The 19,100-nt window shown below is 61.0% G+C and carries 25 protein-coding genes; all 25 read right to left on the bottom strand.

Annotated features, from left to right (window positions below):
* Positions 1–61 precede the first annotated feature (61 nt).
* Positions 62–562: a nicotinamide-nucleotide amidohydrolase family protein gene (locus tag AC193Q_RS26385; RefSeq protein WP_476285233.1), complete on the bottom strand. Its 501-nt coding sequence runs from the start codon at positions 560–562 to the stop codon at positions 62–64.
* A 68-nt stretch (positions 563–630) separates the two neighbouring features.
* Positions 631–1,149, bottom strand: coding sequence for a lysis system i-spanin subunit Rz (locus AC193Q_RS26380; protein ID WP_483879010.1), 519 nt, complete (start codon positions 1,147–1,149; stop codon positions 631–633).
* Complete coding sequence (locus AC193Q_RS26375) at positions 1,128–1,694, bottom strand: glycoside hydrolase family 19 protein (RefSeq protein WP_483879009.1); 567 nt, start codon at positions 1,692–1,694, stop codon at positions 1,128–1,130. Before AC193Q_RS26375 ends, AC193Q_RS26380 begins: the two co-directional genes overlap by 22 nt.
* Before the next feature lie 33 nt (positions 1,695–1,727).
* A complete protein-coding gene (locus AC193Q_RS26370) occupies positions 1,728–1,982 on the bottom strand; it encodes a hypothetical protein (protein WP_121184067.1) in 255 nt (84 codons plus the stop codon).
* A complete protein-coding gene (locus AC193Q_RS26365) occupies positions 1,982–3,142 on the bottom strand; it encodes a glycine-rich domain-containing protein (RefSeq protein ID WP_239778836.1) in 1,161 nt (386 codons plus the stop codon). The genes AC193Q_RS26370 and AC193Q_RS26365 overlap by 1 nt, the downstream gene beginning before the upstream one ends.
* 18 nt (positions 3,143–3,160) lie before the next feature.
* A complete protein-coding gene (locus tag AC193Q_RS26360) occupies positions 3,161–3,607 on the bottom strand; it encodes a tail fiber assembly protein (RefSeq protein WP_483879008.1) in 447 nt (148 codons plus the stop codon).
* Complete coding sequence (locus AC193Q_RS26355; RefSeq protein WP_483879007.1) at positions 3,608–4,495, bottom strand: gp53-like domain-containing protein; 888 nt, start codon at positions 4,493–4,495, stop codon at positions 3,608–3,610.
* Entirely contained in the window at positions 4,495–4,968 is a 474-nt protein-coding gene (locus AC193Q_RS26350) for a phage tail assembly chaperone (protein ID WP_483879006.1), read from the bottom strand. The genes AC193Q_RS26355 and AC193Q_RS26350 overlap by 1 nt, the downstream gene beginning before the upstream one ends.
* Positions 4,968–5,894 (bottom strand): glycine-rich domain-containing protein, encoded by a 927-nt coding sequence (locus tag AC193Q_RS26345; protein WP_483879005.1) that lies wholly within the window; start codon positions 5,892–5,894, stop codon positions 4,968–4,970. The genes AC193Q_RS26350 and AC193Q_RS26345 overlap by 1 nt, the downstream gene beginning before the upstream one ends.
* A gap of 21 nt (positions 5,895–5,915) precedes the next feature.
* Positions 5,916–6,482, bottom strand: coding sequence for a tail fiber assembly protein (locus AC193Q_RS26340; protein ID WP_483879004.1), 567 nt, complete (start codon positions 6,480–6,482; stop codon positions 5,916–5,918).
* Positions 6,483–6,490: 8 nt separating this feature from the next.
* Entirely contained in the window at positions 6,491–7,585 is a 1,095-nt protein-coding gene (locus tag AC193Q_RS26335) for a phage tail protein (RefSeq protein WP_121184057.1), read from the bottom strand.
* 250 nt (positions 7,586–7,835) lie between these two features.
* Positions 7,836–8,297, bottom strand: coding sequence for a phage tail assembly chaperone (locus AC193Q_RS26330; RefSeq protein ID WP_086792130.1), 462 nt, complete (start codon positions 8,295–8,297; stop codon positions 7,836–7,838).
* A gap of 7 nt (positions 8,298–8,304) precedes the next feature.
* Positions 8,305–8,925, bottom strand: coding sequence for a gp53-like domain-containing protein (locus tag AC193Q_RS26325; RefSeq protein WP_483879003.1), 621 nt, complete (start codon positions 8,923–8,925; stop codon positions 8,305–8,307).
* A 14-nt stretch (positions 8,926–8,939) separates the two neighbouring features.
* Positions 8,940–9,539 carry a YmfQ family protein gene (locus tag AC193Q_RS26320; protein ID WP_108181847.1) on the bottom strand — a complete coding sequence of 200 codons (600 nt, stop codon included), beginning with the start codon at positions 9,537–9,539 and terminating at the stop codon, positions 8,940–8,942.
* A complete protein-coding gene (locus AC193Q_RS26315; RefSeq protein ID WP_095667369.1) occupies positions 9,527–10,573 on the bottom strand; it encodes a baseplate J/gp47 family protein in 1,047 nt (348 codons plus the stop codon). The genes AC193Q_RS26320 and AC193Q_RS26315 overlap by 13 nt, the downstream gene beginning before the upstream one ends.
* A complete protein-coding gene (locus AC193Q_RS26310) occupies positions 10,563–10,961 on the bottom strand; it encodes a phage GP46 family protein (RefSeq protein WP_121184055.1) in 399 nt (132 codons plus the stop codon). The genes AC193Q_RS26315 and AC193Q_RS26310 overlap by 11 nt, the downstream gene beginning before the upstream one ends.
* Positions 10,961–11,470 carry a phage baseplate assembly protein V gene (locus tag AC193Q_RS26305; protein WP_095667370.1) on the bottom strand — a complete coding sequence of 170 codons (510 nt, stop codon included), beginning with the start codon at positions 11,468–11,470 and terminating at the stop codon, positions 10,961–10,963. Before AC193Q_RS26305 ends, AC193Q_RS26310 begins: the two co-directional genes overlap by 1 nt.
* A 153-nt stretch (positions 11,471–11,623) precedes the next feature.
* Positions 11,624–12,673 (bottom strand): phage baseplate assembly protein, encoded by a 1,050-nt coding sequence (locus AC193Q_RS26300; protein ID WP_095667371.1) that lies wholly within the window; start codon positions 12,671–12,673, stop codon positions 11,624–11,626.
* Between the two features lie 3 nt (positions 12,674–12,676).
* Positions 12,677–13,912 carry a DNA circularization protein gene (locus AC193Q_RS26295; protein ID WP_095667372.1) on the bottom strand — a complete coding sequence of 412 codons (1,236 nt, stop codon included), beginning with the start codon at positions 13,910–13,912 and terminating at the stop codon, positions 12,677–12,679.
* On the bottom strand, positions 13,899–15,896 hold the full coding sequence (locus AC193Q_RS26290; RefSeq protein WP_121184053.1) for a hypothetical protein: 1,998 nt from the start codon (positions 15,894–15,896) through the stop codon (positions 13,899–13,901). The genes AC193Q_RS26295 and AC193Q_RS26290 overlap by 14 nt, the downstream gene beginning before the upstream one ends.
* A 130-nt stretch (positions 15,897–16,026) precedes the next feature.
* Positions 16,027–16,323, bottom strand: a complete 297-nt coding sequence (locus AC193Q_RS26285; protein ID WP_007908778.1) for a phage tail assembly protein — start codon at positions 16,321–16,323, stop codon at positions 16,027–16,029.
* Positions 16,320–16,667 (bottom strand): phage tail tube protein, encoded by a 348-nt coding sequence (locus AC193Q_RS26280; RefSeq protein WP_121184051.1) that lies wholly within the window; start codon positions 16,665–16,667, stop codon positions 16,320–16,322. The genes AC193Q_RS26285 and AC193Q_RS26280 overlap by 4 nt, the downstream gene beginning before the upstream one ends.
* Positions 16,668–16,734: 67 nt before the next feature.
* On the bottom strand, positions 16,735–18,231 hold the full coding sequence (locus AC193Q_RS26275; protein WP_121184049.1) for a phage tail sheath subtilisin-like domain-containing protein: 1,497 nt from the start codon (positions 18,229–18,231) through the stop codon (positions 16,735–16,737).
* Positions 18,231–18,413 (bottom strand): DUF2635 domain-containing protein, encoded by a 183-nt coding sequence (locus AC193Q_RS26270; protein ID WP_041072263.1) that lies wholly within the window; start codon positions 18,411–18,413, stop codon positions 18,231–18,233. Before AC193Q_RS26270 ends, AC193Q_RS26275 begins: the two co-directional genes overlap by 1 nt.
* Complete coding sequence (locus AC193Q_RS26265) at positions 18,410–18,994, bottom strand: phage tail terminator protein (RefSeq protein ID WP_483879002.1); 585 nt, start codon at positions 18,992–18,994, stop codon at positions 18,410–18,412. Before AC193Q_RS26265 ends, AC193Q_RS26270 begins: the two co-directional genes overlap by 4 nt.
* Between the last annotated feature and the right edge of the window lie 106 nt (positions 18,995–19,100).

The raw sequence follows: 19,100 nt of genomic DNA, 5'->3' as shown, positions 1-19,100 counted from the left end.
AGGCCTGACGGCCAACACCTGTATAAGTAGCCAGTATTATTCCACAGCGTTCGCGGATCGCCTACCCCTGATTTTCGATTTCTCGTGCCGCTAGTCGCAACAGCCCCTCTAGCGCGGCCTTCACCGTTTGTCGGCGCACTTCGTCGCGGCCGCCGGGGAAGTGCTGAACCTCGCTGGAAATCGCATCGCCCACGCCCCACGCCAGCCACACCGTGCCCACCGGCTTGTTCGGTGTACCGCCATCGGGCCCGGCCACGCCGCTGACGGCGACGGCAAACCGCGCCAGACTGTTTTTCTGTGCGCCCCGCACCATCGACTCGACAACTTCGCGACTGACCGCACCCACCGTGCCGAACAAGTCGGCGGGCACATTCAGTTGCCGGGTCTTCTGCCGGTTGGAGTAGGTCACGTAACCGGCCTCGAACCACGCCGAACTCCCGGGAATCCGCGTGATCGCCTCAGCAATCCCGCCACCGGTACACGACTCGGCCGTGGTGACGTGGGCGTTGAGCAACTGCAAACGTCGGCCAAGCTCGGCAGCCAGTTGAGTGATCTCTTTCACGGTGCGCTCCGGATCGGGTGGAATGACTACCACCGTACACGACCCGGTTGCGCTTTCAATACACAGACTCATTCAAAATGTTCGGGCGCCAACGCTCTGACATAGGCCTGACAGGCCTGCAGGGCAATCAGTCCGCGGTCGCCGGCGTCGGTGATGGCGATAATTCGTTGAGCATGCGCCGGGTCAAGTCGGGCGCGTACGGCTGCATGATCCACGCCGCCGGCGCCGGCGGTGGCTGGCACCCCGCAGCCTTGGGCAGCATCGCCGGCGTCGATGAGGACTGACAGGCGCAGATCAGCAGTGGCAAGACGATCGCGCAGGCGATCTTGATCACGTTGGGCATCGCTCATGGCTCGATAGTGGGTTTGTTCACTGGCCGCCAGGCGTTGCTCAAGGGCCAGACGTTTATCCTGCTCGATCTGCTGCGCGGTGGCGGCGGCCGAAGTCAGTTGATTGAGGGTGTCGGCGTGCAGCCGAGCCTGCTCGGCCAGTTGCCGCCCGTAGCGCCAGTCCTGAAACTGCCAGACCAGCGCAGCGGCCACCGCAGCCAACAGCAAAATGCCGATCAGGCGCCAGGAGATGGACATAGCACCGCCCTCGCCCGCGCCCAGATGTCGAGCCGATCCTGCAGGCCATTCAACCCGCCGTTGATTCGGCGAGTGATGCTGTTGAACTGGTCGCGATCGGCCAGTTCATTCAAGCCGTTCTGCTCCCAGAACCACGCAGCGGATTCGGCCGCCCATTGCGGTTGCTCGAGCAATTCCGGCAAGGACAGCAAGCGCTCATCGCCGAACAGGCCGAGGCTGCACTGGCGATAGTTGCTGCGCCCGGTGATCTGGATCAGCCCGCGACCGCGGTACTTCTGCCCGTCGCCGTCGGCCTCGGGCGTGTTGCCCAGACGCAAGGCCAGCGTGCCGGTGTCGTATTTGCTCAGGTACTGGTTGTTGCCCAGCTCGCGCACGTATTGCAGCTGCCCCGACTCGTGGCCGATTTGCGCGAGAAACGCGGCGATGCGTTTTGGCGAGTCGATATGGCGGCGAGTCATTGCGTTATTCAGTGCAGAAACAAAAACGCCCGCTTGGGAGCGGGCGTTGGGCATGATGGTTTTAAGGTTGTCTTCAGTTATTTGCATGATGCGTAATCCTCCCTGGATGCTCCGATTGAATCATGGATGGCGGACAACGCCCCCCAGCCATTTTTTTGCCAGAGTTGTCAGGGTGTTGTTCGGTGCCGCGACTTCGGGGGCTGTGAACACCCAGCCGAGGGTGCCGAAGTTGGCGCTCCAGTCAATTTGCGGTAGCGGAGTAATGTCGGTGATATCGACCCAGATCAGATCCGGGTGAAACATCTCGGCCATGTTGCCGTCAGTCGAGAACAGTTCGGCCACAGTGTTGTTGACGATGCGTGCGTAGGTTTTCATCAGGCGTACTCGTAGATGATCACTGCACCAGGGGCACCGGAGGCACCCGGCCTGCCAGATTGACTGGGGGCGTTGGCAATGCCTCCCGCCCCGGAACCGAACCCGGAGCCAGGTGACGCGATTGCTCCCTGCACACTGCTGGCAACACCTCCATTGCCCAAGGGTGAGTTGGCACCATGTCCGGCCAAGGTCGACGCATTGATGGAAATACCTGTCGAACCGGCAGAACCGGCCATGCTGACTATGTTTCCGCCTTTCGCAGCTTGGCCGGGATACCCACCAACATACAGACCGGTCCCTGGGAAGCTGGTGTAACCCAACGAGGTCGAACCAGCACCGCCAGGCGCTGAAACCAGCGATCCCAAGGAGCTGGTTCCGCCCGTTCCAGCGTCGGCTGCGATCAAACCTGCGGCGCCACCAACGCCCACCGTGACGATCTGACTGGCTCCTACCGTGGCGGCCGAAAGCCAGGCTTCCGCATAACTACCAGAGGCCCCTCCACCTGCAAGCGAATACTGGGAAGCAGCTGTCCCAACAATGCCTGCACTCCCGCCACCTCCGCCGACAATTTTCACCAACACATTCTTCATCCCCACCGTCGGCACATAAGTGCCAGACGAGGTAAACGTCTTCACTCCCAATAACCGTCCACTCGCCGCACCAGCACCGCTGGCATACACCAGTACCCAACTGTCCAGCGCCGCGCTGTACACCACCGAACACACACTGCCGGCGACAATCTCGGCAGGCCGCAACGCACTCAGCGCCAGGCTCACCAGCGGCTTGGGCAGCAAGCCATTCGGAGCAAACGTACTCGCCCCGGTGTTGGCGTTGCCAGCGGTGAAGCGCAGCGCCAGACCGTCCTTCAACGTAGTGATGGCGGGCAGGTAGTTGGCCATGTACAGATTGGTCGCACCGATATCAGTCGCATGCTTGTCTTCACCGGCCTGACTGATTTTTTTCAGCGCCTGCAACAGTTGTGTGGCATCGGTTTCGCTGGGTTCAAGACCTGCAGATTTGACGACATTCAACAGTTCATCGGTAACGCTGTTGCCCCAGGTTGCCGGGATCAGCGATCCGGGCAGGCCAGCGACGGCGTCTTCATTGACGAACTTGCCGTTCACCAGCCCGACGCTGGGAACGCTTTTTGGATAATCCATTTCAACTTCCCTGATGAATTACAGCGCAGCAGCCAGCCACCTCGGCGCTACCGGCCGGTGCTCGGTGAACGGAAAAAAAGAATCTTGCGGCCAGTCTCGCAACTCACGGCGATAGGTTTGCAGTTCGGCGTATTGCTCGGTGGTCAATGTAGTGCCGCCGCCGTCCTCGAGTTCATCGCGGTCACGTGCTACCAGACCGTCGGTGGCAGACAGTTGCGCCGTACGCCATGAGCGCTCGATATCAGCCGCTTCATCTGGTGAAGGAGGCGGTGGATCGACCAAGATCGGATAGCCGTTATCCGCTCGCACACCGATCACTTTCGAGGTGACAGCCATTTGCTGCAGCAGCGAGATCCAGTAGCCCTGGGGAATTTCGATAACGTCGTCGGGAATGTCCGTTGAATTGATACCCGGCACATACGCGCCCAAAGTGCTGGCGCTGAACAAAACATTGAAGGTGTTCATTCAATAGCCCTTTGCAAAATAATTTACGGTGCAATTGCCGGCCAGAGCGCCGGACGCATCGCGAATTTTCAGCGTGCAACCCACTTGGCTGACGGCAATCAATGCGACCATTGCTACATCGCCTCCCGCATGGGTGGCCACAAGAGAGAAATAGCCCCTCGGGAATGGAACCGGGAATGTCACGTTGACGATGCCGGTGGCATTCGACAGTCCCGAGCCCCACTGATCTATATTTCCACTGGCGTGTTTCTGATATCCGGGGTTATTCACCAGTCCGGAAAACAGCGCGGCATATTTCAGACTGGCGGTCCCTTGGACCGTCCAGATGCCGTTCTCTTTGACAACGTTGGCACTTTCACCGCTGTTGATCACAATCGAAGTCAGATAGGCGCCTTGCGGGCTAATTTGGCTACCGCTCAGGCAGGCGATGGTGATCGCGGCATTGCTGCGGCAGTGAAAGCCGATCGTTGCACCATTCGGAACAGTAGTGATATCCGGCAGGGTTACGGTGTACGCCGAATTGCCTCCAAGACCGATCGCCCATCCCACATCCGCCGCCGTCAACTGTGTTGCAGCAGACACGCCCCGCGCTCCGGCATAGTTACCCAGAGCGCGCTGAACGAACTCGGACGTTGCCGCCGAACGACTGACATCGAATGGCGCAGCCGTCTGGAACAATTGATTGCTGCGCAGGGCGCCGAGCAATTGAGTATTCGACGCCTCACTCGGCGTCAGTCCACCGGCCCGCACTACGCCGAGAATCTCTTGAGTAACGCCGTTGCCCCAACTTGCCGGAATCAATGAACCCGGCGAGCCGTTTAGCGGGTCCTCATCGACAAACTTGCCGTTTACCAGCCCGGCGCTGGGAACACTATTTGGGTAATCCATTATTTTTCTCCTGCTATGCAAGTGAGCCAAGTCGGGACCAAAGGCCGGGAAACTGTCGAGGGAAATTGACTCGAATCCGGCCAATCGCGCAACGCCTGGCGGTACTCAAGCAACTCCAGATACTGTCCAGCCTTGAGCGTCGTTCCGCGCCCCAGCTCTTGCTCATCGCGATGCCGCGTCACCCACCATTCGGTGGCCGACAGGCTGGACTGGCGCCAGGTGCGTGCTGCCGCCAAGGGGTCTTGGTCCTCTACGACGACGTCAGAGATAACGACCGGACTTTCCATCACCGGCATCGGAGCAATCTCCTCGCGCAGTTCGCCGACAGGTGCGCCGATTTCGATCTGCATGCCCTCTGGCACTTGCACCATCGACTCGACGAAAGCGGGGGCAAACAGTTGGGTGATCGCGTAGTCACCGGTGTCGATCAATTCGACCGCGACACCGTTTTCTACTCGTGCATAACGAGCCATTATTCGTACTCCCAGATTTCACAGAAGGCGTTGCCGCCAGCACCACCAGCGAAAGAATTCGTAGGATGCGACGAACAGGAGCCACTGCCTCCTGAGCCTCGAATACCCGCAACACCAGGGTTGTTTACGCCCTTGTACGGGGCGCCGCCGTCGAACGGGCTTGCGGCTCCACCACCGGAGAGCACTCCCCAATTGCCGTTGAACATTGCGTAGCCGCCGGTGTTGCCACGTGCGTTGGCAAGATTGCCGCCCACCGCGTCTTGGCCTCCGAGGCCGCCTTGGACGTACCCTGAGGCAGAGGTTGACGTATCAATGTTCAGGATCTGTGCACCGCCCCCGCCTCCCACGCTCATGTATGAGCCGAAGGAGGCCCCGCCGCCGCCCAACCCCATCGTGGGGCTGATTGCACCACCCGCACCCAAAGAAACAGGCACGCCGGCAAGCATTTGAGGTGTCACGTCATACAGGCTTTCGGCATAGGCACCCGAACCACCTCCTCCGCCAATACGCAAATTACCGGCGGCAACAGGCGCACAACCTCCACCCGAACCACCCGCCCCCACCAACCGCACGCGAATCCGTTTGGCCCTGGGATTGGGCTTGTAAACCGTGATCCCGACCGTCTCGATCTGCCGCACCGCCAACAACCGCCCCACCGCATCGGTGATGCCGTAACCGGCCAATGTGGTCGGGGTGTTTTTCAGTTTGCTGAAGTCGACCAGCGCGCCGATGGCCGCTGCCAGCTGATCGGTTTTCGCTTCATCAGGCGTCAGACCGGCAGCCTTGATCGCGTTGAGAATTTCTTGCGTGACACTGTTGCCCCACGCGGCCGGGATCAACGAGCCCGGTGAACCGGCGATCGGGTTTTCATCGACGAAGCCGCCGTTGACCAGGCCAACGCCGGGAATGCTTTTTGGATAATCCATTGCACTGCTCCCTGTGCTGAATCAGTTGGCTACGGCTGCGCCGGGAACGACCGGCCAGGTGATTTCATCGGGAAAGCCGGCCTGCTTTTCGATGCGGTTCAGCTCCACGCTGTAAAGCTTCCATTCGATCAGCAGCAGTTGTTCGTCATGATCGGCATCGCCGATATCCTCGGCGTATTGCAGCGGCGCGATGCGCAGGACGGCGTCGCGCAGCAGTGCGTCGCGCTGGCCAAGACATTGCTGCCTGACACTGGCCAAACGCGCCTGCTCATCCAGCACCCAGGCGTTGTCGCGCCAGATGTGGAATTCACCTGGCCATGGTTGCGCGGTCAGGGTGTCCGGCAACTCACCCAGCTCGGTCCAGATCTGTTGCGCGCCGCCGTCCTTGCGATAAACCATGCCACGGCGGTCGATCACTTCACGCGGTACACCGTTGATCAGTGCCCAGCTACGACCGGTTTCCGGCTCAGGCAACTCGTACGCCAGCTCAACAGCATTACCGGGTAACTGGATGCCAATGCCCGGCGTGACAATGAACTCGACAGGCCCGGAAAGAGCGCCCGAGCCATCAAATAGATAATTGAACATAAAGTGCCTCAGATGAGTTTGATGCGGCCGGGATAGGCGATGTTGCGCGGGCGGGATTTGAAGGCGTAGAGCAAAACTGCTGCGGTATCCCTCTGGTAGGTGGTGTTGACCGGAAAGATCGGGCCGCCATTGACCAGCCCTGTAACGTATTGCGGTTCTTCTCGGGTATCCGCGCCAAAACTGGTCAGGCTATCTGACCAGTACGCGCCCACAGCGCCTGCGCCATTGGCACCTTGCGCATAGGAATGCGTCGATCCAGTCTGAAAAGTACCCATCGCCCGCCCGGCATCAACACCACGACCTTCATCCAGAACCCGCAGGAATTCGCCTCGCCCTTCGGGGCCACGAAAGGTCGTCGCACCATCACCCGTGGTCCATTTTCCCTCGGAGCCTACGCGTAAGGCTTCAGTCCCCAGCATTCCCGATTGCTGGGCGTGATCCCACAGCCACGGCCATTCCGCGCGTTTCATCACGGTGCCATTCAATGCACCGTACCCGCCGGGACTGAGCATCAGGGTCGTCTCGAAAAACGGCCGTCCCAGCGGGGTATTGTCAAAGCGCCCGACCGGCCACCAACTCCCCGCCCCATCACTGCGCAGGTGCCACCAGTCACCGCCGCCCATCAATACGAAGAACGGATAACCGCTGGCCGAAAGGTGAGTGTGAAAACGAATCCCGTCAGTACCGGACGCCTGGATGACCATGCGATTGCCGCTGTTGTCCACCCGCCGGACAATCACGTCGCGCACACCGAGTGCGGCGTTGGCCGGTGGCAGCAGCACGGTCACAGCCCCCGGGCTGCCGTCGATCAGCACCAGGCCGAGCTCGGCCTCGGTCAGGGTTTTCGACGCGGACAATCGGGTGATGACTGAACGCATCGGGCTGGCTCTGCCGATAATCGACTGAATCGCCTTGTACAACTGACCGGTATCGGCTTCAGCAGCCACCAACCCGCCACCGTTAATCACACTCAGAATTTCCTGAGTCACGCTGTTGCCCCACACCGCCGGAATCAACGAACCCGGCGTGCCAGCCACAGGGTTTTCATCGACGAAGCGACCATCGACCAGGCCGACGCTGGGGACGCTTTTTGGATAATCCATAGGTCTTTCGTTCCTCTGAAATAACAAATGAACCGCGTCGTGGCGATCGCGAGTACGAGCCAGCGGCGGTCTGTTTTCTGAAAATAAAAAGCCCACGGTGACGTGGGCTTGGGTGCTTGATTCCTGCCGGTGGGCTTCGGCGTCAGGTCAGCGGAGGCTCATCGGCAAGTTTGCCGTTCGCCCGTGCGGAGCTGGGCACACTTTTCGGATAATTGACTGACTCGACTCCCGAACGCTTGCGTCATGAGCGTCACGGTTTGGCTCTGGACCTTGCCCGGGGCTTTTTCACCACGACCTCACCTGCGACCGACAGCATGGGGCGCTGTGCAATGGCAGGAAACTGCGTCGATGAGGGCCAGTTGCGCAGGTCGCGGCGATACTGCTGCAACGCTGTGTATTGCTCGGCGGACAAAGTGGTGCCTTGCGCGTTTTCCAACTCGTCGCGGTGACGTGCAACCAGGGGATCTGTTTCACTCAATTGCGCATCCCGCCATTGGCGTTCAGCGGTCGTGGACTCTGCCGGCGTAGCGGTCGGTGCATCGGCCAGAATGGGAAAGCCATTGGCGCGACACACAATTACCTGATTGCGCTTGCATCCTTCGATCAACTCGTTGCGGTGAGACGGCGAGATCTCGACGGCGTCTTTGGGAATCGTCGAATTGACACGAGAATCAAAAAATCCCTGAACCGAAGGGCTCCAATAAATTTTCATGAACGACCTACTTGCCTATGGCGATGTACTGCGCGCCCAGAGACGGACTAGAGCCCCGGGAAACAATGGTGGACAGGCTTCGGGTGCTGGCCGCGATATAACCGATTGATCCAGAGGATGCGGTGTAATCGTTGCAAACCATCACCCGGAAGAAATTTGAGTTGAAGCTCACCGGAAGCGTGGTGATGACATCTGTGGTGGCGCTATTGATCCATCCCCACTGAATAATCAAGCCGCCCATCCAGGACGGAAAGGCGAGGTACCCGGTGCCTCCAGTGTTAGCCAGACTGAACCCGAGCTTGAGCTTTTTCGGTGTCACCGCCACCGTGTCATCAACACCCGTCCCCACCTGATCCTGAGTCGCGACTTTCATCACCCCGGCAGCTGTTTCGCTCGCCTGTCCAGGCAACCGGTCGCTGATGCTTTTTGTGATCGCCTGCTGAAGCTGAGCGTGATTCTGTTCATCCGGCACGATGGCAGCTGCCTTGATGACATTGACGATTTCTTCCGTCACGCCATTGCCCCACGCAGCCGGAATCAGCGAACCCGGTTTGCCATTGATGGCATCCTCGTCAACAAATTTCCCATTCACCAGACCGGCGCTGGGCACACTTTTCGGATAATCCATCCCCTCATTCCTCCCTAGTCATAATTGATGTGCACCTTGGTATGCGCCGGCGCACTGCGGTGGATCAGGCACTCCAGCGCCGAGCCCGGGTTCACGCCAAAGCGCTCTCCCCAGTAACTCGCGCCGTAGCGCCGACCCAGCAGCAGGCGGCCGCCGGTGTTGAGGGTCCACATGAACTGCGCTTCCCAGGTCCCCCAGTGCGCTGCGCCAAAACGCGAGCGGCCCATGCGTGGGGCTTCGTGTTCGGTGATGCTGGCGTTGGGGTAGCCCTGGCTTTTGGCGATGTCGAGGTAGTAACCGACGGCCTGGCTGCCGACCGCGAGCAAGCGCCGGCGTACGGCGAGGCGGCGGTCGTCGAACAGCGGCGTGGCGCCCAGGCACGGGTCGGGCAGCTCCATCACTCGCTCCCAGTCCGGCACCAGTTCGCTGACGCCTGCCGGGTCCATCTCGTTGAGCAGGTCGGCGGCGCGGGCGTCGAGGCGCGCCAGCTCGACGGCGACGCCTTGCAGCACGTCCTCGAGTTCCGGGACGCGTTCCGGATCCCATGCCGGGCCGCTCGGCAGCAAGGCGCGTAGTTGCGCCTGGTATTGCGCGGCGGTTCTTATGCCCCCCATACGCAACCTCCGAAGGTGAGCAGCTCGCTTTGCCCGGCAGGCACGTCAGCGGCCGGTGCGGTCAGCGTGTGATCGTACTCACCGCCGGCGCTGCTGATGGCTTCGCGGATATGGCTGATCAGCAGCGCCACACCGAGGTCGGCCTCGCGGTTATGCAAGTCGCGCAGCTGCGCTTCTACGGCGGCGCGCACAGCGGTGGTGTCCGGATTGACGCTCTTGAAACGGTACACCACCGGTACCTGAATCGGCCGCTGCACATGCACTTCCGCGGTCACCGGACGCAGCGGTTCGATGTACGCCTGAACCTCCGCCAGTTGTTCATCGTTGGGCACCGGTTGCGGGTCTTCATCACGCATGATGAACACCGTCACTGTGCCTGGCCCGAGCAGGCCGCCACGGCACCAGGCCCGCGTCACACCCGGCACTTCCAGCGCCCAGGTCTCGTAATCGCTCGCCGAACCGCCGTGGGGGATCACGCGATAAGAGCGGATCACCCGCGAGCGCAACGACTCCAGGCTTTCTCGCGCCACGCCACCACTGAGGCCGGGTGCGAGCACTACAAAACTGTTGCCGACCACGCCGGCGATCGGCTGCACCGGGTTCAGCGCCAGACCGGCGTCGGCATTGCCCAGGCTGCCAGCGTCGAGTGCAGCAATCGTGGTGGTGTTGCCGCCACTGACGGTAGTGCGCGCGGCGGTGACTTTGTAGGTACGGCCATCGCTTGCTTGCAGCAGCGTGTCAACGTCGAGCACCGCGCCGGCAGTGGCGGTAAAACTGACGCTGCCGGTGGCGACTTGCGCCGGTTTGCGTGGCTGGTTCAAACGCAGTGCGGCAATGCGTTCCAGGGTCGATTCGTCGGCCTTGTCCGGCAGGATCTGCTCGGCAATCCAGTCGAGATAACCGTACAGACCATAAGCCGCGCCACCGAGGGTGCGGGCCAGCACTTGCGCATCGGACTGGCGCAGCGAATCGCCGGCCAGGTCGCTTTGGGTGCGCTTGATCAGCACCGGCAGCGAAGGGGTTTCAAACGGCATAGATCACCTGCCAACTGTTATCGGGGTTGATGTCCAGACGTTCGCCGTCGGCCAGGGTCAGGACCGTGCGCAGGTTCAGGCGCTGGGCGTCGAGGCGTTCGCTGATGATGTCGATGGCGTTGCAGTGGCCGTCGTCGATCAGCCATTGCAGGGCTTCGCGGGCATAGAACTCGGCGTCCATCTGGGTCTGTCGGGTCAGCTTGACCCGACGCAAAAGCCACAGCCGCGAACCGATGCGATCGTCGGCGACGGTGGGAAAGCTGTCGCCCCACCAGCCGAAGCGCTCCTCGTCGTCGAGGGCGTCGTCATCGGCGGCGCGGCGCCAGGTGAACAGGCTGATGAGCACGGCGCGGGTCAGTGCGGCGTGGAGGTTCTGGCTGATGAACATCATTGGCCTCCTGCCGGCGCACCGGTCTGGCCGCTGCCGGCCTGCACGCCAACATGCACGTGTTTGATCTGGCTGATACCGCCGGCGAGCTGATCACCGGTGGAAACGATCTTGCCGGTCTGGTTGATCACCGGCGTGTCGAAGTTCACCGCGCTACTGGCGCGGATGTTCAGGGTGGCGGTTTCGATATCGATGATGCGCCCGCGCTTGAAGTGAATTTTGTCGCCCTCGTCGGTGTAGATCGCCACTTCGCCCGAGGCCAGCGACTGCAGGCGATAACGGCGATCGGCGACCACCAGGGCAATGGCGTGGGAACGGTCGCCGCCGAGAAACGTGACGATGCCCTCGGCGCCGGCCAGCGGGTTGCTGGTGAAACCGTACGGTTCGAAATGCTCCAGGTCGTCGTTCACTTCACCGGCGGTGAGGCGCATTTGCAGCGATTGCAGCTTGGAAGCCGAGTTGGCGAGCACGACAGTGCCGCGCGCCAGCAGGCGTGTCAGTAGGCTCATGAATTGATCCTCGATACTTTGCCAACACAAAACCTGTGGGAGCGGGCTTGCCCGCGATGGCGGCGTGTCAGGCAAAGAAGTGTTTGCGGTAACCTGCGCTATCGCGGGCAAGCCCGCTCCCACAGGATCAGGTGATGCCCTTCGGTTTCGGTGTCAGGCCGGCGTTTTTTTCGGGGGCGTTGGATCAGGATCGAAGGTATGCGGTGGCGCCACTTGCAGCGTGGTCACCGAGCCTTGAGACGACAGCGAATACGTGACTTTGGAAATCAGCATGTCGCTGTCGAACCCGAGCACCGGATCCGTGACCTTCACCAGCGTGTTGTGGCGCCACAGATCGCCATTGGACTGACGCCAGCCCTGCACCTGATAGGTGGTGGTCTGCGCCCGGCCCATGCGGGTGGCGCTTTCCCATTGGGCGCGTTGCTGGGCCAACTCGAACGTCAGTGCGGTGCCTTCGTTGATGATCGTGGTGCGTCGGCGCTTGAAGCTCAGATCAGCCGCGCTGGATTGAACCTCGCTGACGGCCGCCCCGCTCTTCTTGTCCGAGCCTTTCTGCTGACCGATCACTCGGTATTCAGAAAATACCTGGCTCTGATCCATCGGCGCGTTCGCCGACAGAATGTTCTTGCCCAACTCCAGCGCGTCACTGGCCCGACCACCACTACCGGGCTTGGCCAGCACCAGCCGGCCTTGCTCGTCATCAGTGGAAAACACCCGGAACAGCGAGAGCAGACGGTCGATCGACTGGAACACCGTTTCGCCCGGCACGATGGTGTGCTTGGCGAGCCGCGCGGTCTCGGGAATTTCGTTGACCACGTACAGCGAGTATTCCGCCGCCAGAGCCTGGACGATGCCCAGCAGCGGTTGCTCCTGCCATTGGTTCGGCCGGTTGGTGGCTGCGCAATCGACCAGATCCTGAGTCTTGGAGCTGCCCTCGATGCTCAGGCTGATCTGGCGTCCGTCGTAGCTGATCGGGGCCTTGAACACGTAGCCGGTGAGCACCAGGTCCTGGCCGATTTTCACTTCGCACGGGTCACCCGGTTTGATCCGCTGATCCACCGTCTGCCCCGGCCACTGCCAGGTGATGTCGAGTTTGAAGGTGCGGAACTGACGCTCAAGATCGGCGGTGATTTCCACGCTTTTCCAGCCGCCGTATTCCATATTGTTGACGGTCAGCGTGACGCGGTTGTCTATCTCGCTCATGGTTTACTCCCCGGAGACTTTCACTTCGTTGGGTGAGAAACCGGGATGGGTGATCCCGTTGCGTTGAGTGATTTCCGTGACCCGCGTTGCATCTCCAAGGTACTTGTAGGCCACCACCAGTGCCGGAAAGCTTTCCTGGAACGACTTGCTGACTTGCCGCACACCCGACGACGCGACGGCCTTGAGGTGCGCAAGCAGCGCCTCTTTCACATCGCTGATGGCCTGGTAGTGCGCCGGGTCGGCCTTGTCCAGCATCGGGTTGATTGCCACCGCCACGGCGTCACGCAATGCCTGCATGTCGTCACTGACCGGGACTTCCTGGCGGGTCACCGGGCTCGTCGCCTGCTGCCCTACCGCAGGCGTCGATGACAGTTTCACCGGGCTTGTCGCCACCGGCATCGACGCCACCCATTGCGCAACTTTGACCAGCACCGTGTCCTGCACCAGATCGGCCATGGCTTGTGCCGCCGCGTTGGTGTCCTTGCCGGTGGTGATCTTCGGCGCATCGGCCTTGCGGATGGCTTCGAGTTGTTGGGACACGTCGGCAATCACGCCACGGTAGCCCTCCTTCGCGAATGCCTTCAGTTCCTTGATATCGCCGAGCAAGCCTTTGAACTCCGCCGCGACTTCCTTGGGCAACTCCTTGACCGCTTTGACCAGTTCGGTGATCTGCCGATACTGCTCGATCAGCGGTTTGAGCTGCTCCTTGATCACCTCGTAGACCCCGGTCAGGCTATTGCGCAAATTGGCGATGCCGATGCGCGCCGCCTTGATCAGCGTCATCGCCTGCTCGAAGCGCGCCACCGCCGAACCCAACAGCGTGTCAGCTTTGGCCAACAGGACTTTTTGCGTACTGACCGTGGCAGTCGGAAACGGCAATGGCCGGTCGGGATAAAACTTCAGACTGAACGTCACCAGCCCGCCGTCCTGGCGGGTGTGGGTCATGTCGCATTCGCCGACCTTGACCTGCAAACGTCCAAGCCATGGATGCACCAGTTCACCACTGCCCGCCTCCAAGGCCTTGAGCAGCTTGTCGCGCTGCTCCAGGCAATCGGCGCCGATGATGAACGCCGTAATGTCGTGGGTCTTGGCCTGCTGGCCGAGATCCTCGAAATACGGCAGGTCGCGTTGCGGGTATTCGTGCAACTGACCTTTACGACCGACCGGGGTTTTCGCCTGATCGATCCAGAACCCGACACCGCGAAACGATGCCGGCAACAAGCGGTCACGCCAGTTCATTGGAACCTCCTGCCGACAACGAGCGATAGCCGATGCGCGACGACAACGCCAGGCCCGGTTGATTGGTTTGTGGTTGATCGGTACGCAGGCCCGCCGGTGCGTTTTCGAAGCGCACGGTCAGGCCGCCTTCGAGTTGCGTGCGGTTGTTGGCAGCACTTTGCTGGATCAGGGCGCTGGAGGATTGCGGCAACGTGCTGTTCAGTGCCGCGCCGCCGGCAGGTGCCGCCGTGCTGGTGCCGGTGAGGGTGGCGAAGATAGCGGTGAAGTTGCCACCGAGCAGTTCTTTGACCTGCCCGAAGATGCCTTGCAGCTTGGTCCACATCTCACCGAACCAGGTCAGCACTGGTTGCCATTTCTGCTGGATCGACTCCAGCGGCGACTGGCTGAACAGATCGCCAAAGACGCTCTTCAGCACCTGTGCATCCGTGGTCAACGACGCCCACAAACCGGAGAAATACCCGCTCACGCCGCTCCAGGCCGCCGTTGCCGACTCCACCGGCAAGACGTCGAATACGCTGCGCAGGTTTTCCTGCAACGTGGCCATCGATGCCCGCAGGACATCCCAAAGCGCCGAAAAAACGCCAACCACGGGTTGCCAAGCCGATTCAATCGTCGCCACCGGCGATTGCGTGAAAATCGATTTGACCTGCTCCCACTGCGCGGTGGCGTTACCTGCAACACCGCCAACAAGATTGCCAAACACATTGTTCAGCGAACCCCAGGCGCCGGTAATCGTCTGCACCGGCGACCAACTGAACTTCGCCTTGAGCGTGTCCACACCGGCAGCAGCTTTGGCCTGTGCGCCAGCGAAGAAATCACTGACGACATTGCTCGCAGTTGCAAAAGCCTTGCTCATCACTTCACTCGGCGAGAAACCGAATTTCGCCCTGAGCGTGTCGATACCCGCTTGCGCATCCGCGATGGTGCTGACGAAGAATTCACTCACAACACTGCTGGCTTTCGCCAATGCCTTGTTCCACACCTCACGCGGTGAGAAAGCGAACTTCGCACTGAGCTTGTCGATCCCTGCTTGCGCATCCGCCATGGTGCTGGCGAAAAAATCACTGACAACGCTGCTGGCTTTCGCCAACGCCTTGTTCCACAGCTCACGCGGCGAGAAGTCGAAAGCCGCCGCGAGCTTGTCAGTGCCTGCCTGCGCTTTCGATACCAAGCCGTTGTAAATATTGACGACGCTGTCGACGCCGGCAAAGAAGTCCGCGCTGATCTCTCCCCATGTTTTGCTGATCGATGCGCTCATCGACTCGATTGCCTGTGTGGTCGCCGCGACTCCAGCCTTGAATTTCGTCGAGACGTAGTCCCACATCCCGCCGAAGAATCCGGAAATCGACGCCCAGTTATTGGTAATCAACCGCGCGCCGATCACGATGATGGCCACCGCTGCGGCGATAGCCGCCGCAATCAGCCCGATGGGTGAGGTCAAAATCCCCAGCACCGCGACCAGCCCCATCGCCCCGACCGTGACCACCGTAAACGCTACGGCAGCGGCCGCCAGCCCTTCGACCAGATACGGATTGTTGGCGACAAACTGGCCTATCGAAGTCATTACCGGCGTCAATGCCGTGACGATGCCGTTAACCGCCGGTAACAACGCCTGACCGATTTTCAGCGAGATGTTATCCAGTGCCTTGTTGAATTTTTCCAGGTTGGCCGAGGTTTCGCCCTGCACCACCTTCGGCACTTTAAGGCCCTTGAGTGCCCTGGCTTTCTTCGCCAGCGCATCCTGCGCTTCGATGGCTTTTTTGATGCCGTCCTGAAACGGCTTGAGCAAACCACCTTCGGCAATGAAACCGGCCACGTCCAGCGGCTCAAGGCCGCTGTCTTCCATGCTTTTCTTGAATGCTGCGACCTTGCCGCGCAGCCCCTTCATCTCGGCCTCCATCTTCTCGGCGCCCTTGAGCACCACAAGCATGTTGACCGTGACGGGAAAGTTCTGCGGGATCAGGCTCAAATTAGTATTCGCCATCACTGCACCTGCTGCATCGCATTGATCCGTTGCGCGTGCTCCAGCGACTCGCGGAGCACATCCAGTGGCCTGGCCATCATCTGTTCGGGGTCAACCTTCCAGAACCAGGCCAGGTCATAGGCGACTGCGATCAGGTCGGTGATGGCGCCGACGCCGCACTCATGAAAAAACTCGCAACGGCCCAGCTCAGCGCATTGAGGTCAGCCAGATCGAGCTGGTTGACCGACGACGGCGGGATGCCGGCGCACACGGCGATGTATTTGGCCGCCACGTCCATGTCGAGGCTGACTTCTTCGCTCTTGTCGATCTTGTACGGCAGCGCCTTGATCGCTCGCACTTCCTGCACCGTCGGACGGCGCAGGACGAGTTCGGTCAGGGGCTCGCCGTGAGCTTCGATCGCAACCTGAAGCTTCACGGCGCCGCTCATTGCCAAGTCCCCTTGATGCCTTCGAATTTCAGTTCGATGGTGGCGTCATCGCCTTTGGACACCGGCTCTTCGACCAGGTAGGCACCGGCCAGCACGTAGACCTTGCCGTTGCTGAATTCGCAGGTGACGGTGATGTCGGTGCCTTCGATCAGCTTCTTCAGCGGGAAGTCGGCGGTGTGCAGCGCAGTCACTTTGAACGACGGCGCGACGTCGGTTTCCTTGTAGAAACCCGGTATGACGGTTTCGCGTTTGACGGCCATCAGCGGGGCTTCGCAGCCGCCGTTGATAGTCAGTTGTGCACCGTCGACTTTGACGTAGCAGGTGCCTGCAATCACTTGACCCATGGTGTTACTCCCTTCAAATAAAAAAGCCCACCGAGGTGGGCTGAATGCTTACGGCCAAGCGCGGCGATCAGGCCGCGTCGTCGTATTGCAGACGGAATTGGTTGAGCAGTGCGAACACGCGCAGACCGTTGATGTAATCCGGCGGGAACAGCACGTTCACGCGGCTCGGGTCCTGCACGTCACGCTCGACGATCAGGTGCTCGGCGAACAGCTCGGCGTTCTCCACGTGGCCTTCCAGTTCCAGCTTGGCGTACTGCGCGATCAGCTCGCCGCGAATGGTCGCTGGCGTCACGATCGGCTGGCCAGCGCCGAAACGGGTGCCGTCGGAAGCCAGTTTGTGCCGGCCGTATTTGCTGGTGATCACGCTTTGCAGACGACGCACGATGAACGCCGACTGGTGCATGGTTTCGCTGTCCAGGTAGGAGTTGTCGGCCTGGCCGTAAGCGTTTTTCTGGTAGGTGGTAATCGAACGCTGGATGCGCACGTAACCGCCTTCGTAGTACGCAGTCGCGATGCCGTAGTTGAGCAGCGACTGACGCTCGGTCAGGGTGAAACGCTCGCTGGCAGGCGCTGGATCAACACCCGGCAGGCTGCCGCTTTGGGTCGGACGGCTGGCATCGGCGGAGATGAACACCGCGGTGCGCGCAGCCAGTGCGGCAGCTTGTACCCAGAACGGTTGCGGGACGCCCGGCTCCAGCGCCTGAATGGTCATGTGCTGGTCGTTGCGTGCCTGGCCAGCAGCAACCAGGGTGCCGACGGTGCCGCGCTTGGCGCTGTAAACGTGACCGAACAGTTGCTTGGCCCAGGACCAGCGACCGGTGCTGTCATCCATCACCGCTTGCCAGGTGTTGAGGGTCGACAGATCCGACCACGGCAGAGCGATGAACTCGAACGGCTCGTCGCCCAGTGCGGCCACGGCTGCGACCTGGTCCGGTACACCGGCGCCACCGGTCATGGCGGTGATCGCAGTGGTCAGGCCGGCCGGGGTTTCTTCGCCGTTGCTCTTGCCCAGACGATTGAACTGCAGGCTGATGTCGTTACCGCTGTCGCCGGTCCATTTGGCGGTCAGAGTGACCACGCCTTCAGCAGCCGCAGCGCTGACTGGCAGATCGGCGGTGGCGTTGATTTTCTGCGCCAGTGCGGTGGCTGCCTGAGCAGCGGTGGCACCGTTGACCACGGTGGCTTGCACACGCACACCAGCGACGTACAGGTTGAGCACGCCAGCCTGAGTCGCGGTGCCGGTCAGCGTCAGCACGCCTTTGGCGATGGCGCCTTCAGCGTTGTGCAGCGGCAGGCACCAGATCTCGCCGATCGGGTCGGCCTTGCGGAAGGTCTCGTACATCGAGGCGAGCATCGAGCCCTGACCGCCGATGCTTTTTGCCAGTGCAACGCTGGAGACCAGCACCAGTTTGCCGACTTCAGTCGGGGCGATGTTGTCGTTGACCTGAGCGACGATCAAGCGACGCAGGCTCGAGCTCGCGCTATTGGCGGCCGAGTTGTCCATTTCGGCATAGAACAGCGGTACACGAATGTCCGCGGGGATGTTGCTGAATCCGATCGCCATCATTTGGCTCCCTGTGGTTTAGCCGCTTTTGCGGTTTTGAGTGTGATATCGCCGTCGGCCAGACGCCGGCGCCACCAGGCGCTGTCCAGCACTTCACGGCCTTCCTTGGGCAGCAGATCGCCCGCTTCCGGGTCAGGCACGGCACGGCCAGCGGCCGGCAGTACGGTAATGCGATTGCTCATGGGGTTACGTCTCCAGAGAAAGTCAGTTCCACGCGCCCGTCAGGGCCCGGGTGTTTCAGATTGGGGTCGGCCGGGTCGATCGCATCGACCCGCACGGTGACCCCGGTAAAGGACGACAAACCGTCCAGTTCACGTTCGTGCCAACTCTCCGCAGGCTGACTGGGCAGATTGCGGCCGAGCTGGAACTCGGCAAAAAAGCGCAGCCGGTAAAAGGCGCGGCTGCTGTTGATCGAGACCATTTCGCCGCCGTCGTAGACGATGGCGCTGTAGTCGGTGCCGGGCTTGAACCCCACCAGCGCGCGCCACAGTTCGGCGCGCAGGTCGTGCAACAGATCCAGCGCTTTTGTAGCGTCGGTTGCGTCAAGCGCGAGGACGATTTCGAAGCGGTCGCGGATCGGTTGGGTGGTGAGGTTTTGTGCGGTGCTGTTGCTGGCCAGATCGGCCAGCGGCAGCACGTGGGCCGAGGGTGTTGGCAGATCGGCATTGCCTTGCAGCAAAGCCAGATCGACACCCACCGAAATGTGATTGGCAAAGCCAGGGCATTGCGCACGCAGTTGCGTGAGGATCGGGGTGATCTTCATTGGGGTGTTCCAGAGTTGAATGAAAAGCGGTCTGCAGAACACTGCAAAACCTGTGGGAGCTGGCTTGCCAGCGATGGCGGTGGATCAACCGGCGTCTCTTTTGAAT

Source organism: Pseudomonas sp. F2 (genome assembly GCF_057174385.1).
The sequence above is the reverse complement of the archived record's forward strand: the minus strand, read 5'-3'. Positions and strand labels throughout refer to the sequence as shown.